We start from the raw sequence: 14,907 nt of genomic DNA on the forward strand, positions 1-14,907 counted from the left end.
CAGCAGCCGCCACGGCACCTTCGGCGGTTCCTCGACGAGACGGTGCAGCAGGGTCGTCTTGCCGGCGCCGTTGCGCCCGGTGAGGGCGATGCGTTCGGGACCGTTCACCCGCAGCGTGACCACCGGTCCGTTGGCCAGCCGCACCTGTTCCATCGTCACCACGTCCTGGCCGGGATAGAGCCTGGTTCCCGGCAGGTCGACGCGGATCTCCCGATCGTCGCGCAGCAGTTCCTGGGCCTGCTCCAGGGTCGATCTGGCCTCCTCCACTTTCGCGATGTGGTTGTTGCGCAGTTTGCCCGCCGACACCTGTGCCTGGCGTTTGCGCTCGGCCATCACGATCTTCGGCTCGCGTTTGGTGTCCCACATCTTCTGCCCGTAGCGCTGGCGCCGGTCCAGTTTGATCCTGGCCTCCACCAGTTCGCGCGACTGTTTACGCACATCGCTGCGGGCATCGCGGATCGCCGCGCGCGCGGCCTCTTGCTCGGCCTCGATGATCTGCTCGTAATCGTCGAAATTCCCGCCGAAGGTGCGGATCTCACCGCGCCGCAGTTCGGCGACGGTGGTGACCCGCCGCAACAGTTCGCGGTCGTGGCTGACGGTGAGCACGGTGCCGGAGAATCCCTCGACCACGTCGTAAAGGCGTTGCCGCGCAGCGGAATCCAGATTGTTGGTGGGTTCGTCGAGCAACAGCACATCGGGTTCGCGCAGCAGTTCGGCCACCAGTCCGAGCAGTACCGTCTCCCCGCCGGACAGGGTGTCCAGGCGCCGATCCAGCTGCGCGACATCGTCGGCGAGGTAGTTCAGGCCCAGCCGGCCGAGCAGCGCGATCGCCGATTCCTCGACATCCCAGCGGTTTCCGACCTGCTCGAAATCGGCCTCGGTTCCGGCGCCGGATTCGATGCGATGCAGCGCGGCGCGCACCTCGCCGATGCCGAGTACGGCGTCGACGCGCTGTCCCGCGGCCAAGCCGAGATCCTGGCGCAGATATCCGAGCCGCCCCGCCACCGTCACCGAACCACGCACCGGGCGCAATTCCCCGGTGACCAGGCGCAACAGCGTGGATTTTCCGGCTCCGTTACTGCCCACCACACCGACGTGGCCGGGTCCGAGCACCGCGTCGAGACCGTCGAACACAGGGGTGCCGTCGGGCCATACGAAGGTGAGATCGGACAGAGAAATAGTCGAAATAGACATATGCGTGCTCCTGAGGGCGGCGGGAATGGCGCGCAGATATGCGGGCCACGCGATGGCTACCTCAGAAGAGCAACGGCAGAACTCCGATCAACGGAAACAAGACTCGGCAACTTTAGCGGACCGAAAGGCGGGCCGCAAGATCATGTCGCCGGTGATACGCGTCACCGGCGACGGAAGCCGTTGCGGCTCAGTTGATTCGGAAGACCGGGAAGCCGGGCGCGATGGCGGCGAGTTCGGCGTCGGTGGCGTTTGCGGTCACGCCCTCGAAGAATTTGCCGACCTCCCAGCCCCACTTCTTCAGGTACAGCCGCAGCACGGGTACCTTGTCGGCATCGGCGACCTCGGTCACCGTGAACACCTCGGTCTTGCGCCCGAGCCGCAACTCTCCGCCGCCGGCGACGCGGATATTGCGGACCCACTGGGTACGACCGCGAGGAGCGACCAGATACCGGGTTCCGTCCGCATCCTGCAGGACGTTGACCATCGTGGTCCGCCACTCCCCGGAGGTGCGACCGCGCACGGCAAGCAGCCGGGAACCCATCACGCTGATGCCCCATTTCGGCAGGGCGTTGAACATCCGGTTCATGATCGGGTCGATGCCGGTGGGCGCGATGTACCGGGTGGCGTTCATGACTACTCCTCGCTTTTGTGAGCGCTGCTCTCTTCGATGACTCAATCATCGCCCACGGGCGCACCCCTGTCAAGAGCAGCGCTCACATTTGTAGAAGTTCAGACCTCTGGACAAAATCGGCTGCGTTCAACGCCGTCAGGCGGGTATCCGGCCGGCATGTACAGATATAGAACCTATGGCACGAACCGCACGGGTGGGCTGGCGGCGATCGTCAGCACGATCGGCGGTGTGCTCGCTCTGATCGAAATCGTCTACATCCTGCTGCAGGTCTTCGACGCCAACCAGACCAACCGGTTCTTCACCTTCATCAAGGGGTTGGCCGAACCGCTGGCGCTGTTCTTCCCGGGCCTGTTCAACACCGGCTCCCGAGATTGGGACATCATCATCAACTACGGTCTGGCAGCGGTGTTCTGGCTCGTGGTGACCGGGATCATCGCCCGGCTGCTGGCGCGGATCTAGTGGCGCCGGAAGCGGATCGACTCGGTGTTCGATCAGCCCGGGGTCGAACCAGCTCAGGGCTCGTGCGGGGTAAGGAACTCCATCCGGTGATGGTGCAGGAATTCGAAGGCCGGGGCCCAATGCCCGGTGAAGACGTCCTCTTCCTTACCCACCGCATGCTGTGAGGCCGCGCCCGTGCGCGGATCTCGGCAGACGACGCGAGCGCTGTGGCGTCCGGACGAGACCGGTCCGCTGTCCAGCTCCACCGAGCCGTCCGAACCGACCGTACGCCAGGGCATATCGATATCCGAGCCGGTGATCCGGCAGGTTTGCCCGGCCTTCTCCCCCGTGACCCGGGCCGTGACGGTGGCGCCGCCGCGCAGCGCCACCGAAGGAGTAGCCGCGGCGGTCGCGGCGCCGACGATGAACGCCACGCCCACCGCGCCCGCCAGAGCGGCCCCGATTCGGGTACGCCGACTACGGCTCATCGCCACCACCGGTCGGCGCCTCCTGCTCCGGCATTGTCGCGCGCACTGCGGTACTCGTTCATGCGATCGTCCGTCGGTCGTTCATCCGGGCCCCCTTGCCGCACGTCAGCATAACGACCCCCGCGCGGGCCCCACAACCGACACGCGATTTACACCTGCACGATCGAAGTCAGCGGGTATTCGCCCTGGCGAGCGCGCCCGCCGAGGTCGCCGATCTCGAGTACCACCGCGGTCGCGACCACCTGCGCCCCGGCACTGCGGAACAGTTCCGCCGCGGCGGCCAGCGTGCCGCCGGTGGCGAGGACATCGTCGAGCAGCAGCACCTTGCGGCCACCGAGGTCGATGCCGTCGGCCGGAATTTCCAGTGCGGCGGAGCCGTATTCGAGGGTGTACTCACGCGAGAGCACCGGTGGCGGCAGCTTGCCCCCCTTGCGCACGGCCACGACCCCGGTCCCCAGCAGCGCCGCCACACCCGCGCCCAGCAGGAACCCGCGCGCGTCCACGCCGGCCACCAGATCGGCGTCGGGAGCACAGGCGGCCAGGCATTCGATCACCGCGTGGAAGCCTTCGGCATCGGCGAATACCGGGGTCAGATCCGCGAAACGCACACCGGGGGTGGGAAAATCGTCGTGCCAGCGCGTCAGTCGCCCGACCACCTCGGCGGTCCGCGCAACCTTCTCCTCCGCGGTTTCGGCCGTTTCCACCATCGTGTGCTTACTCATCTACACCCGCTCCCTCATCCAGCGTCCGAGGACGCTCACCGCCGCAACACCCAGCGGTCCATATTCCAGCCCGCACCGGCCTTGGTGGGGCTCGCGACCCCGTTCTCCAGCCCTTTCCCGAACGCTACGGTCCGAGGCGTGTTGAACAGCGGGATCGACGGCATCTCGTTCCACAGCAGATTCTCGGCCTCGGTGTCCAGATTCAACACCGTCACCGAATTGTCGTCCGCCGCAAGCTGATCCGCGATCGCATCGTAACGCCCGTTGCCGAACCGCCCGAAATTCGCGCCCTGGCCGGTACGCAACGCAGCGGTCGCCTCGATCCCCGGCAGGGAACCGGCGGGGCCCACGGCGGCCGCGGTGCCACCGAGTACGGCGTCCACCTTGCCGGCGCCCAGTTCCGCGGGCGTGAAGTCCGCCGCACCGGCGTCGACGACGGTCACGCCCGCCGCCTTGCAGGCATCCGCGATCATCGCCACCGTGCGCGCACGACGGTCGTCGGGACTGCGATAGCCGATCCGGATCGTCGGATTGGCCACCCCGGCCGCGGACAGGGCGCGCTGCGCGCCCGGCGCGTCGCCCGCGCGGTATTTGTCCGCCGGACCCGTGATCGCCGGGTAGTACACCGAATCGGCCTGGACCGTCCGGGAATCGAGGGGGCCGGATCCCAGGCCGGACTTGTTGTCGAAACCCGGATGTCCCAGCGTGTCGAACAACGCCTGCCGCGGGACGCACAGTGCGAACGCGCGCCGGGCATCGGCGGAGGCGAAGACGCCCGCGGTGGACAGCACCAACTGCTCGGCGCCGCGGCCCGGTTCCTGATTCACCGAAAACTTGTTCAGGCCCAGATCTTTCACCGAGCCTGCGCCGATGTCGACCACCTCGACGGAGTTGTCGGAGATCTTCTTCTTCAGGTCGGCGTTCTTGGGCCACACCACGATTCGGGGAGTGGCGGGCTTGTTGCCCCACCACTTGTCGTTCTTGACCAGCACCAAACCGTCACCGTCGCTGTAGGACTCGATGCGATACGGCCCCGACGACGGCAGCAGGTCGGCGTTGATGTCACCGGATTTCAGATTCCAGCCGGTATTCCAGAACTGCGCCAGCCGGTCCAATGCGGCCTGGTCGCCGGACTGCACCGCCGCCACCACATTCGGCACACCCGCGGCCTTGGCCGCGATATGGGACGGCATCAGATCCCCGGCGTTGAACAGCGTCCGCCACGCCAGGAAGTGATGATCGGGCCGGAACACCACGGTGGCGTCCTTGGATCCGGGCTGGCATTCGACCCGCTCGATATCGGAGTAGCCGGTGGTGGAGGCGGCGTCGAACAGCGGAATCGCGCCGCCCGGGCCCGGTTTGGTGAATCGCCCACTGCGCGCGGCCCATTCGAGCACGAGATCATCGCACGAGGTGGGTACGCCGTCGGAATAGACCGCGTCGCGGTTGAGCCGGTACCGGATGGTCTGCGCCTCGCCGGCCACCTCGTTGGCGGTGCCGACATCGGTGTCGGCGACGGGCTGGCCGTCCGGACCGGTGTAGTAGAACCCGGTCAGCACGCGGGCGAACAGCGCCGCGGAGCCGCCCGCGACACCGGCCGAACTCCCGCCGTTGTAGGTGGCCGGCACCGCGTCGACGGCATATCCGATGGATGGCACCTGGTTCTTGCTCGAACAACCCGCGATCACCCCGGTGAGCAGTGCCCCGGCCGCGATCACACCGAATGTCCGCCGGAGCGTCCGCCGCACGCGATCCGACCCCCTTCGCCTCATCAGTGGGTTCTCTTGTGCCGCTTCCCGGTGGGCCGGGCACCGGGTCTCGGTGCGGCGGAACCGCTGTCGCGGGTGCGGGTCGCGACCGGGGCACCGGAGGTGCGACGACCCAGCGCCTCACCCGTGCGGCCGGTATCGCCGGCGGCGCGCTTGGCGAGCACCTTACGGGTGTGCGCGGCCACCGGGCCGAAGCGTTCCTTGATCGACACCAGCAGCGGCACGGCGAAGAAGATCGACGAGTAGGCGCCGACGATCATGCCGACCAGCTGCACCAGCGCGAGGTCCTTCAGCGTGCCCACACCGAGCAGCCAGACCGCGATCACCAGCATGCCGACGATGGGCAGAATGCCGATCACCGTGGTGTTGATCGAGCGCATCAGCGTCTGGTTGGCGGCGAGATTGGCCTGTTCACCATAGGTGCGCCGAGTCAGATGCAGAACACCGCGGGTGTTCTCCTCGACCTTGTCGAACACCACGACGTTGTCGTAGAGCACGTAGCCCAGGATGGTCAGCAGACCGATCACCGCGGCGGGCGTCACCTCGAAGCCGACGATCGAATAGATGCCGGCCGTGACGATCAGGTTGAAGAACAGCGAGGCGATGGCGGCGATCGACATATCGCGTTCGAATCGAATGGCGATGTAGACCATCGTCAACAGGACGAACACTACCAGCGCGATGATCGCCTTGCGGGTGATCTGCCCACCCCAGGTCTCGCTGATCTCGGTGACGCTGATGACGCTGCGGCTGGCCGTACCGCTGGAATCCTTCGGGTGGTACTTCGTGAACAGCGCGTCCGCGATCTTGTCCTGCTGCGCGGAATCCAGTGTCTCGGAACGGATCTCGAAGGAGGCCGAGGAACCGGATCCGACCTTCTGCACGGTGACCGGGCTGTGTCCCAGGGCTTGGGAGTAGGTGTCCTCGACCGAGGTCGTGGTCATACCGCTGGTCGCCGGGATCTGGATCTTCGTACCACCGGCGAAATCGATGCCGAGGGTGAAGCCGCGCACCGCGATGCTCAGCACCGCGATCAGGACCAGCACGGCGGCGATACCGTAGTAGAGCTTGCGTCGGCCGACGATCCGGAAGCCGCCGGTACCGGTGTAGAGGCGTTCGAAGAATCCGTGCTTCGGCGCTTCCCCGGCGGGCAGCGACTCGTCCACGATCGGTTCCTCCAACACCTGACTGCGATTGTCGCTCATCGTGACCCCGTCCCTACGAGTGTGCCCGCCGCCTTACGCTCCCGCGCGATCTGCTGCACCGCGCCCAGACCGTTGACCGACGGCTTCGCCCAGAACGGCGAGCGCGAGGCCAGCATCATCAGCGGCGAGGTCACCAGGTAGAGCACCACCACGTCGAGCACGGTGGTGAGGCCGAGGGTGAACGCGAAGCCCTTCACCTGCCCGGCCGCCAGGATGTAGAGCACCACCGAGGCGATGAGGCTGACGGTCTTACCCGAGAGGTTGGTGCGCTGCGCGCGAGCCCAGCCGCGCGGGACGGCCGAGCGGAAACTGCGGCCCTCGCGCATCTCGTCCTTGATGCGTTCGAAGAACACCACGAACGAGTCCGCGGTCATACCGATACCGATGATCAGACCGGCGATACCGGCCAGGTCGAGGGTGAAGTTGATCCACCTGCCGAGCAGCACGATGATCCCGTATACCGCCACACCCGAGGCCACCAGCGAGAACCCGGCCAGGAAGCCGAGCATCCGGTAGTAGAGCAGGCAGTACAGCAGCACCGCGACCAAACCGATCGCACCGGCGATCAGACCGGCGTGCAGCGACGCCAGGCCGAGCGTCGCCGACACCGTGGAGGCTTCCGAGACCTCGAACGACAGCGGCAGCGAGCCGTACTTCAGCGAGTTGGCGAGTTCCTTGGCGGTGGAGGCGTTGAACTGGCCGGTGATCTGGGTGGTACCGCCGAGCTGCGGCCCCTGCTGCACGACGGGCGCGCTGATCACCTTCGAGTCGAGGGTGAAGGCCACCTGCTTCTGCAGGTATTCCTTGGTGAGATCGGCCCACGCGTCGGCGTTCTTGAACGTCAGATCGACCGCCCACTGCGACTGCTGGTTCAGCGACGAACTCGCATCCTTGATGTCCTGGCCGTCGATGCGCATCGGGGCCAGCAGGTACACCGCGTTGCCGTCCGACGAGCAGGTCACCAGCGGCAGCTTCGGATCGTCGTTACCGGCCAGCGGGTCGGGCTTGTGGCAGTCCAGTTGCTGGGCCGCCAGCTGCTGGACCTGCGGGTCGGTGCTCTGCCGCAGCGCACGCGCCGCGTCGATCTCCTGCTTGGCCTGTTGCTGCGGCGTCAGCGCCGGATTCGGCGCACCGGGCTCCGGAGAGGGTGCCGGAGCCGGCGTCGTCGGAGCCTGCGCCGGAGCCGGGAAGACCCGGTTCTGCGCGGTCGTGCCCGAGGATTCGCCGGTGCCGGACGTCTCACCCGAAGAGGCCGTCCCCGAGGCGGTGCCGGATTCGTTCGACGGCTTCGACTCGGTACCGGGCGACGCACCCGGTGCGGGTGCCTGCTGGCCCGCCCCCGGAGCCGGCGCCGGGGGGTTGGCGGGCGGGGTGCCGGGCTGCTCCGCGCCGGGAGCGGGCTCGCCACCGGTCTGGACCTTGCCGTCGGGCCCGACCGGGAGTGGCTGTCCGACCACCGGGCGGATGTACAGCTTGGCCGTGGTGGCCAGCGACTTCGCCTGCTGCCCGTCGCTGCCGGGCACGGTGATGACCAGGTTGTTGCCGTCGATCACCACCTCGGAACCGGCCACACCGAGGCCGTTGACCCGGGATTCGATGATCTGCTGGGCCTGCTTGAGGCTGTCCTTGCTCGGCTTACCGCCGTCGGGCGTGCGCGGGGTCAGCGTGACCTGGGTTCCACCCTGCAGGTCGATTCCCAGTTTGGGTTCCGGCGACTTGTCACCGGTGAAGAACACCAACGCGTAGATCACCGCGAGCAGCACGGCGTAGACGCCGAGCAGCCGCAGCGGATGCCCCGTTCCCTTGGAAGGTGGCACAGTACATATCTCCTAGGCGGTGAGGGTGGCGGCCGGAATTGCGGCATGACCTGCGAGCACGGAGCACCGGCGAACGCGGGCCCACGGACACGCCGCACCGCCGTCGCGGCGGCGGAGCGCTGCGACGGCGGAAGCGGGTCAGTCTTTGCGCAGCCGGGCTGCGGTGTCCTCGACGGATTCCTCCACACCGGAGGCCGAGGCCGATCCGTTGGCCGCCGAGCCGTTCGCGGAAGCCGAACCGTTCGTCCCGTTGGTGCCGGCAGTCTCCGCTGCGGGGGCGGCGATCGCCCCGTCGCCGGACTCCTCGGTGTCGGAAGCCGCCTCGGCGGAGTCGGCGGTGTCGCCACCGGGGCGCACATCGCGAATGGCGGCGCGCAGCCAGGTGGTCACCACATCCTCGGCGATCTCCAGGTCGACGGTCTCCTCGTCGAGGTCGACCACGGTGCCGTAGAGGCCGGAGGTGGTGGTGACCTGGTCACCGACCTTCACGCTCTCCTGCATATCGGCGACCTTCTGCGCTTCGCGCTTCTGGCGGCGGACACCGAGAAACATCGGTACGAGCAGAACTACCAGTAGCAGCGGAAACAGCAGGTTCGCCATCGTCGTAGTCGGTCCTAGTTTGGTGGGTTGGATGGGCTGTACCCACACAGTCTGCCAGCAACCTGGAATATCGCCACACCCGCGGTGCGCGCGGCGAGGTGCGCCACACCGGCGCGAACCCCGCCGCAGCAGTGCCTCAGGCGGCGGGCGCGCCGTAGACGTAGTCGTCGAGCGGGAAGTTCACCGCTTCGCGGTGGGTGGTGATCGTGCTGTTCGGGCGCAGCAGCGCGGCCTCGCCGTGCTGGTTGAAGTAGTAGCTGCGGGCCGTCGAGCAACTCCCGGCGTAGAAGACCGACGAGCCGAGCTTCTCGGTCACGTAGTCCAGGAAGCGCGCGTTGGCCTCTTCCCGCACCTCGAAGACCTCCTCACCGCGCCGGCGAGCCTCGCGCAGCAGCCGGTCCATGTGCTTCATCTGCGCCTCGATGGTGGTGAAGTAGGACAGACCGCTGTAGGAGTAGGGGCTGTTGAGGCTGAAGAAGTTCGGGAACTTCGGCACCGTGATGCCCTCGTAGGCCTGGAATCGGTTGTCGCGCCAAAACTTTCCGAGATTCACCCCGTCGCGTCCGATGATCTCGACGGCCGGGAAGTTCACATCCCAGAGATTGAAGCCGGTCGCGAGGATCAGCGTGTCGATCTCGGTCTTGTGCCCGTCCGCGGTCACGATGCCGTCGGCCTCGACATGGTCGATCGCATTGGTCTCGAGCCGCACGTGCGGTTCGTTGAAGGTCTTGAAGTAGGTGTTGGAGAAGGTGGGCCGCTTGCAGCCGAAGTCGTAGTGCGGCGTCAGCTTGTCGCGGGTCTCCTTGTCGCGCACCTGCGCGCGCAGATGCGCCTTCGCCAGCAGTGCGGCGCCCTTGTTGCCGAGTTTGGCCTGCTTGTAGTGCAGGACACCGGAGACCATCAGCAGTTCCAGAGCGCCGGTGTTGACCAGTCGCGCCGCCTTCTGGGTCAGCGGCACCTTCTCGAACAGCCGTTGAACGCGCTTCGGAATGGCGGTGTCGACCTTGGGTACGACCCAGATCGGCGTGCGCTGGAAGACGGTCAGTTCCGCGACCTTCTTCGCGGCCTCCGGCACGAGCTGTACGGCGGTGGCGCCGGTGCCGATGACGGCGGCGCGCCGGCCGGTCAGATCGAAATCGTCCTCCCACGCGGTGGTGTGGATGATCTTGCCGGCGAAGCTGTCGATGCCCGGGAACGGCGGGGTGTAGGGCTGGGACAGGAATCCGGTCGCGGTGAGCAGATAGCGCGCGGTGAGGGTTTCACCACCCTCGACCGACACCACCCAGTGCGCGTGTTCGGAATCCCAGCGAGCGCCGCCGACGACCTGGTTGAACCGCATCCGGCGGCGCAGGTCGTATTTGTCCGCGATGTGCTCGGCGTACTTCTTGAGCTCGGCGCCCGGGGCGAACAGCCGCGACCAGTGCGGATTCGGTTCGAACGAATACGAGTAGGTCACCGACGCGATATCGACGGCCAGGCCCGGGTAGTGATTGACGTGCCAGGTCCCGCCCAGGCCGTCCTCGCGCTCGAGGATCACGAAATTCTTCAGACCGAGACGATCCAGCTGAATTCCGGCCCCCATACCGCCGAATCCCGCACCGACCACCACGGCGTCGTACTGAGGTGCCACGCCGAACCTCCCTGTTACCTGACGTATCTGATACGGAATGACACATCATTCCGTTGCGGAACACCGTATCATCGGGTCCGTGCCGAAGCCATCCACACATCTGGAGCGACGCAAGGCCGAACTGCGGCAACAGATCATCGACACCGCCTTCGCCTGCTTCGCCGACAAGGGCTATCACGCCACCGGAATCGCCGATATCGCCACGGCCCTCGGAATCGGGCACGGGACGTTCTATCGCTACTTCGAGAACAAGCGCGACATCATCGACCACGTGATCGACGATCTCGCCGCGCGGATCATCGAGGCGCTCGGAACGGAGAACGCGCCCGACGCGGCGACCTCGCTCGCCGATTACCGGCGTCAGCTGGACCGCATCGGCGTCGCGCTGCACCGGATCTTCCTCGAAGACCGCCGGGTCGCGCAGTTGCTGCTGTTCCAGGCGACCGGCATCGATCCGGAGTTGACGATGCGGCTCTACGGCCTGCTCGACACCGCCGACGCGCTGACCACCGGATATCTCGAGCACGGTGTGGAATTGGGCTATCTGCGGGCCGACCTCGACGCCGCCAATACGGCCAAGGCGGTGACCGGCATGCTGCTCGCGGCCATCGTGCACGGCCTGCGCGATCCCGATCCGGAGTCGACCGCCGGACTGGCCCAGGCGATTCCGCGATTGTTGATCGACGGGGTGCGCGCCGGCTGAGCGGTGTTGTAACAATGTGCGGGTGACGCCGGAGTATGTGCGAGGGATCCGTTTCGGCCGGGCCCCGATCGGGCACCGCGGCTACGACCCCGCCGAGGTCGACGCGTTCTGCGCCGCCCTCGCCGATGCCTTCGCGGGCCGGACCATTGTGAGCGCGGCCGCCATTCGCGGACACGAATTCGGCCTGGCCGCTCCCGGCCGCCGCGATTACGACCGCGACGAGGTGGACGCATTTCTCGATCGCGCCTGCGTGGCGCTGGAATCCGCGCGCTACGGCCCGGCCCGGCCGCAGGTGGCGTGGCCGCCGTCGCCGGAATATGTTTCCCGGCTGCGGTTTTCGGCACCGCCGCTGGGCCGGAGCGGATATGTCGCCGACGAGGTCGACGCGTTCCGCGAGCGCGTCGCCGCGCTACTGGCACACGCCGCGACGGGATGGGACGCGGCGGCGATCCGCCCCGCATTCGGCACCGCCGCGGCAGGGGTCCGGGCCTACCACCGCGGCGAGGTGGACGCCTTCGTGGATGCGGTCGCGGCGCTGGTGAGCTGACGCGATCGGACCGCCGGGCCGGCCGGGATCAGTCGAACAGGTCGAGGGTGGGCTGGACTTCGCGGCCCCGGACCTCGATGGATCCGAAAACCAGATCCGGCGGCGGCACCAGGCCCAGATGCTCCCAGGCGGCGGCGGTGGCGACCCGCCCCCGCGGGGTGCGCGCGACCATACCGGCGCGAACCAGGAACGGTTCGCACACCTCCTCGACGGTGGCGGCCTCCTCGCCCACGGCCACCGCCAGCGTTGACACACCGACCGGGCCGCCGCCGAAGCCGCGGACCAGCGCGCCCAGGACGGCGCGGTCGAGCCGGTCCAATCCCAGCGAATCCACGTCGTAGACCGCCAGCGCGGCCTTGGCGATGTCACGGGTGACCAGGCCGTCGGCCCGTACCTCGGCATAGTCGCGGACCCGGCGCAGCAGCCGGTTGGCGATGCGAGGTGTACCCCGGGAGCGGCCGGCGATCTCTGCCGCCGCATCGGATTCGATGCGCACGCCGAGGATCGCCGCCGAACGCTGCAGAATGCGCTGCAGTTCCTCGGGCTCGTAGAAGTCCATATGGCCGGTGAAGCCGAAGCGGTCGCGCAGCGGGCCGGTCAGCGCGCCCGAGCGCGTGGTGGCGCCGACCAGGGTGAACGGCGCGATCTCCAAGGGGATCGAGGTCGCTCCCGGTCCCTTGCCGACCACGACGTCGACCCGGAAATCCTCCATCGCCAGGTACAGCATTTCCTCGGCCGGGCGGGCCATGCGGTGGATCTCGTCGATGAACAGCACGTCGCCCTCGACGAGATTGCTCAGCATCGCGGCCAGGTCACCGGCGCGTTCCAGAGCCGGTCCGGACGTGATGCGCAGCGCGGTACCGAGTTCGGCGGCGATGATCATCGCCATACTGGTCTTGCCGAGCCCGGGCGGGCCGGACAGCAGGACGTGGTCGGGGGTGCCGCCGCGCTGGGTCGCACCGCGCAGGACCAGAGCCAGCTGCTCGCGCACCCGGGGCTGGCCGATGAAGTCGTCCAGGGATTTCGGGCGCAGGCCGGCCTCGATGTCGCCGTCGGAGGTCAGGTAGTTCGCGGTGACCGCGGATTCGCCGCCGTCCGCACCGGTGTCGACATCGTCGGTGCCGGGATCGATACGGTCACTGCCGGAAGGGAATTCGTCGTCGTGCATCGGCGTCACCGATTCCGGCCGAGGATCGCCAGTGCGGCCCGCAGGGCCTGCGAGGTACCCAGTTCGGGCTGTTCGGCGAGGACACCGTCGACGGCGGGCTCGGCCTGCTTCACCGGGAACCCGAGACCGGTCAACGCCTCCACGACCTGATCACGCACCGGGGTGACGACCGGGGTGGGCGCCGCGCCGGGCGGGGCGGACTGCACGGGAACCAGATTCACCTTGTCGCGCAATTCGACCACCATGCGCTCGGCCCCGCGTTTACCGATGCCCGGTACGCGGGTCAGTGCGGCGACGTTGCTCTCCGCCAAGGCTTTTCGCAGCGCCTCGGGCTCGAGCACCGCCAGCACCGCCATCGCCAGCCGGGGACCGACACCGGAGACGGTTTGCAGCAGCCCGAACAGATCGCGCGCCTCGGTATCGGCGAAGCCGTACAGCGTCATCGAATCCTCGCGCACGATCATCGCGGTGTAGAGGCGGGCCTCGTCGCCGCGGGTGAGGCCGGCCAGCGTGGAGGGGGTGGCGTTGAGCCGGTATCCGACGCCCGCAGCCTCCAGCACCGCGTGGTCGAGCCCGATCTCGAGCACCTCACCGCGCACCGACGCGATCACCTGGTCACCGCCTTTCGTTGCTGGGCAAGCCTTTCGGCGTATCTGCGCCGCGCCTGTTCGGCCTGGGCCTCCGCCTTCGCCATCCGCTCCAGCATCGGCGCCCGCCAGCAGTGGCAGATCGCCAGCGCCAGGGCGTCGGCCGCGTCGGCCGGTTTCGGCGCCGTCTGCAAGCCTAAAATGCGGGTCACCATCGCCGTCACCTGAGCCTTGTCCGCGGAACCGTTGCCGGTCACCGCCGCTTTGACCTGGCTCGGAGTGTGGAAGGCGACGGGTATGCCGCGCCGCGCGGCGGCCAGCGCGATCACCCCGCCGGCCTGTGCGGTGCCCATCGCGGTGCGGACGTTGTGCTGGGAGAAGACCCGCTCGATCGCGACCGCCTCGGGCCGATGGGTGTCCATCCAGTGCTCGGCGGCGTCGGCGACGCCCAGCAGCCGCTGCGCGAGGTCCATATCGGCCGGTGTCCGCACGACGTCGACGTCGAGCGCGGTGACCTGCCGCCCCAGACCGCCCTCGACGATGCTCAGGCCGCACCGGGTGAGCCCAGGGTCGACACCCATCACCCGCACGAAATGCACCCCTGTCGATTCGCGAACAATTGTTCGAAGTCTAACCGAGAGCCCCCGCACCGGCGGCCACCGACACGGAGCCGGGACGCCGCGACCCCGCACCGCGGAGCGACGAAGCCGGCTATTCCAGTGCGGCCAGCGCGGACTCGAACACCCGATGCGCGGTCGCGCCGAACAGGACGAAACGGATCTCGGCGGCGCCGGTACGCGCCGTCCGGACGGTGTCGAGGGCGATCCGGGCGCCGTCGTCGAGAGGCCAGCCGTACACGCCGGTGGAGATCGCCGGGAAGGCGATCGTGCGGGCTCCCAATTCCTCTGCGACACGCAGGGATTCGCGGTAGCAGGAGGCCAGCAGGGCGGAGCGGTCGTGTTTCGCCGCCCAGACCGGGCCGACGGTGTGGATCACCCAGCGGGCGGGAAGGTTGCCGGCCGTCGTCGCCACGGCCGCCCCGGTGGGCAGGCCATCGGGATAGGTCGTCGCCCGCAACTGCTTGCAGGCGGCGAGGATGTCGGGTCCGCCGCGGCGGTGGATCGCACCGTCGACCCCACCGCCACCCAGCAGCCCGGAGTTGGCGGCATTGACCACAGCGTCCACGTCTTGTTCGGTGATATCCCCGCGCAACAGCACGATTTCGGCCATATTCCCCATTGTGCCCGCGCGGGGCTCGCGCGGCGCCGGACTTCGACCCCATCTTCCCCGGCCGCCCGGCCGGACCGGACTCCGAGCGAGTTCACAGGGTTTCTCGAGGAACGCCACCGACAATTACGCCGTGTTCCCAGCGCCCATGGATGTGCCGACGCCCGCGCCGACCGCCCCC

General features: G+C 67.9%; 16 protein-coding genes. 3 read left to right on the plus strand and 13 right to left on the minus strand.

The genetic code is table 11. The features are described 5' to 3' along the window. A partial coding sequence (locus NN2_RS34035; RefSeq protein ID WP_063019253.1) for an ATP-binding cassette domain-containing protein occupies positions 1–1,194 on the minus strand: 1,194 nt, incomplete at its 3' end. A gap of 187 nt (positions 1,195–1,381) precedes the next feature. Then, on the minus strand, positions 1,382–1,825 hold the full coding sequence (locus NN2_RS34040) for a nitroreductase/quinone reductase family protein (protein WP_063019237.1): 444 nt from the start codon (positions 1,823–1,825) through the stop codon (positions 1,382–1,384). A gap of 156 nt (positions 1,826–1,981) precedes the next feature. Here NN2_RS34040 and NN2_RS34045 point away from each other — a divergent pair, with 156 nt between their 5' ends. Further along, positions 1,982–2,284, plus strand: coding sequence for a hypothetical protein (locus tag NN2_RS34045; protein ID WP_051755453.1), 303 nt, complete (start codon positions 1,982–1,984; stop codon positions 2,282–2,284). Positions 2,285–2,337: 53 nt separating this feature from the next. Here the strand turns inward: NN2_RS34045 and NN2_RS34050 are convergent, their stop codons facing one another. The 7 genes from NN2_RS34050 to NN2_RS34080 form a co-directional block, all read right to left on the minus strand. Continuing rightward, a complete protein-coding gene (locus NN2_RS34050; RefSeq protein ID WP_146098662.1) occupies positions 2,338–2,751 on the minus strand; it encodes a hypothetical protein in 414 nt (137 codons plus the stop codon). Positions 2,752–2,900: 149 nt separating this feature from the next. Next, complete coding sequence (locus NN2_RS34055) at positions 2,901–3,458, minus strand: adenine phosphoribosyltransferase (protein ID WP_369829530.1); 558 nt, start codon at positions 3,456–3,458, stop codon at positions 2,901–2,903. Between the two features lie 50 nt (positions 3,459–3,508). Then, positions 3,509–5,245 carry an ABC transporter substrate-binding protein gene (locus tag NN2_RS34060; RefSeq protein ID WP_063019240.1) on the minus strand — a complete coding sequence of 579 codons (1,737 nt, stop codon included), beginning with the start codon at positions 5,243–5,245 and terminating at the stop codon, positions 3,509–3,511. Next, complete coding sequence (gene secF, locus NN2_RS34065; protein ID WP_063019243.1) at positions 5,245–6,447, minus strand: protein translocase subunit SecF; 1,203 nt, start codon at positions 6,445–6,447, stop codon at positions 5,245–5,247. The genes NN2_RS34060 and secF overlap by 1 nt, the downstream gene beginning before the upstream one ends. Continuing rightward, on the minus strand, positions 6,444–8,264 hold the full coding sequence (secD, locus tag NN2_RS34070) for a protein translocase subunit SecD (protein ID WP_063019245.1): 1,821 nt from the start codon (positions 8,262–8,264) through the stop codon (positions 6,444–6,446). Before secD ends, secF begins: the two co-directional genes overlap by 4 nt. Before the next feature lie 138 nt (positions 8,265–8,402). Further along, on the minus strand, positions 8,403–8,864 hold the full coding sequence (yajC, locus tag NN2_RS39240; protein ID WP_063019247.1) for a preprotein translocase subunit YajC: 462 nt from the start codon (positions 8,862–8,864) through the stop codon (positions 8,403–8,405). 136 nt (positions 8,865–9,000) lie between these two features. Further along, positions 9,001–10,494, minus strand: a complete 1,494-nt coding sequence (locus NN2_RS34080) for a flavin-containing monooxygenase (protein WP_063019249.1) — start codon at positions 10,492–10,494, stop codon at positions 9,001–9,003. A gap of 70 nt (positions 10,495–10,564) precedes the next feature. Between NN2_RS34080 and NN2_RS34085 the strand changes: the two genes are divergently transcribed. Together NN2_RS34085 and NN2_RS34090 are read left to right on the plus strand one after the other, a co-directional pair. Beyond that, complete coding sequence (locus NN2_RS34085) at positions 10,565–11,197, plus strand: TetR/AcrR family transcriptional regulator (protein WP_369817498.1); 633 nt, start codon at positions 10,565–10,567, stop codon at positions 11,195–11,197. 22 nt (positions 11,198–11,219) lie between these two features. Next, positions 11,220–11,744 carry a DivIVA domain-containing protein gene (locus tag NN2_RS34090; protein ID WP_063910951.1) on the plus strand — a complete coding sequence of 175 codons (525 nt, stop codon included), beginning with the start codon at positions 11,220–11,222 and terminating at the stop codon, positions 11,742–11,744. A gap of 28 nt (positions 11,745–11,772) precedes the next feature. On the opposite strand, the gene ruvB is transcribed toward NN2_RS34090, so the two are convergent. From ruvB to NN2_RS34110, 4 genes are all read right to left on the minus strand, one after another. Further along, positions 11,773–12,912 carry a Holliday junction branch migration DNA helicase RuvB gene (gene ruvB, locus NN2_RS34095; protein WP_245658972.1) on the minus strand — a complete coding sequence of 380 codons (1,140 nt, stop codon included), beginning with the start codon at positions 12,910–12,912 and terminating at the stop codon, positions 11,773–11,775. Between the two features lie 5 nt (positions 12,913–12,917). Then, positions 12,918–13,523, minus strand: coding sequence for a Holliday junction branch migration protein RuvA (gene ruvA, locus NN2_RS34100; protein ID WP_030513911.1), 606 nt, complete (start codon positions 13,521–13,523; stop codon positions 12,918–12,920). After that, positions 13,520–14,089 carry a crossover junction endodeoxyribonuclease RuvC gene (gene ruvC / locus NN2_RS34105; RefSeq protein ID WP_030513910.1) on the minus strand — a complete coding sequence of 190 codons (570 nt, stop codon included), beginning with the start codon at positions 14,087–14,089 and terminating at the stop codon, positions 13,520–13,522. The genes ruvA and ruvC overlap by 4 nt, the downstream gene beginning before the upstream one ends. A 121-nt stretch (positions 14,090–14,210) precedes the next feature. Further along, on the minus strand, positions 14,211–14,729 hold the full coding sequence (locus NN2_RS34110; RefSeq protein ID WP_063019257.1) for an O-acetyl-ADP-ribose deacetylase: 519 nt from the start codon (positions 14,727–14,729) through the stop codon (positions 14,211–14,213). Positions 14,730–14,907: the final 178 nt, after the last annotated feature.

Origin of the sequence: Nocardia nova NBRC 15556 (assembly GCF_001613005.1) — a bacterium.
Classification (GTDB): domain Bacteria; phylum Actinomycetota; class Actinomycetes; order Mycobacteriales; family Mycobacteriaceae; genus Nocardia; species Nocardia nova.

Bases quoted from the DNA above. Each gene is read 5' to 3' on its own strand.
- NN2_RS34045 (WP_051755453.1), top strand. From the start codon at position 1,982: ATGTACAGATATAGAACCTATGGCACGAACCGCACGGGTGGGCTGGCG.
- NN2_RS34110 (WP_063019257.1), bottom strand. From the start codon at position 14,729: ATGGCCGAAATCGTGCTGTTGCGCGGGGATATCACCGAACAAGACGTG.
- yajC (WP_063019247.1), bottom strand. From the start codon at position 8,864: ATGGCGAACCTGCTGTTTCCGCTGCTACTGGTAGTTCTGCTCGTACCG.
- NN2_RS34040 (WP_063019237.1), bottom strand. From the start codon at position 1,825: ATGAACGCCACCCGGTACATCGCGCCCACCGGCATCGACCCGATCATG.
- ruvB (WP_245658972.1), bottom strand. From the start codon at position 12,912: ATGCACGACGACGAATTCCCTTCCGGCAGTGACCGTATCGATCCCGGC.
- NN2_RS34055 (WP_369829530.1), bottom strand. From the start codon at position 3,458: ATGGTGGAAACGGCCGAAACCGCGGAGGAGAAGGTTGCGCGGACCGCC.
- secF (WP_063019243.1), bottom strand. From the start codon at position 6,447: ATGAGCGACAATCGCAGTCAGGTGTTGGAGGAACCGATCGTGGACGAG.
- NN2_RS34060 (WP_063019240.1), bottom strand. From the start codon at position 5,245: ATGAGGCGAAGGGGGTCGGATCGCGTGCGGCGGACGCTCCGGCGGACA.
- NN2_RS34050 (WP_146098662.1), bottom strand. From the start codon at position 2,751: ATGAGCCGTAGTCGGCGTACCCGAATCGGGGCCGCTCTGGCGGGCGCG.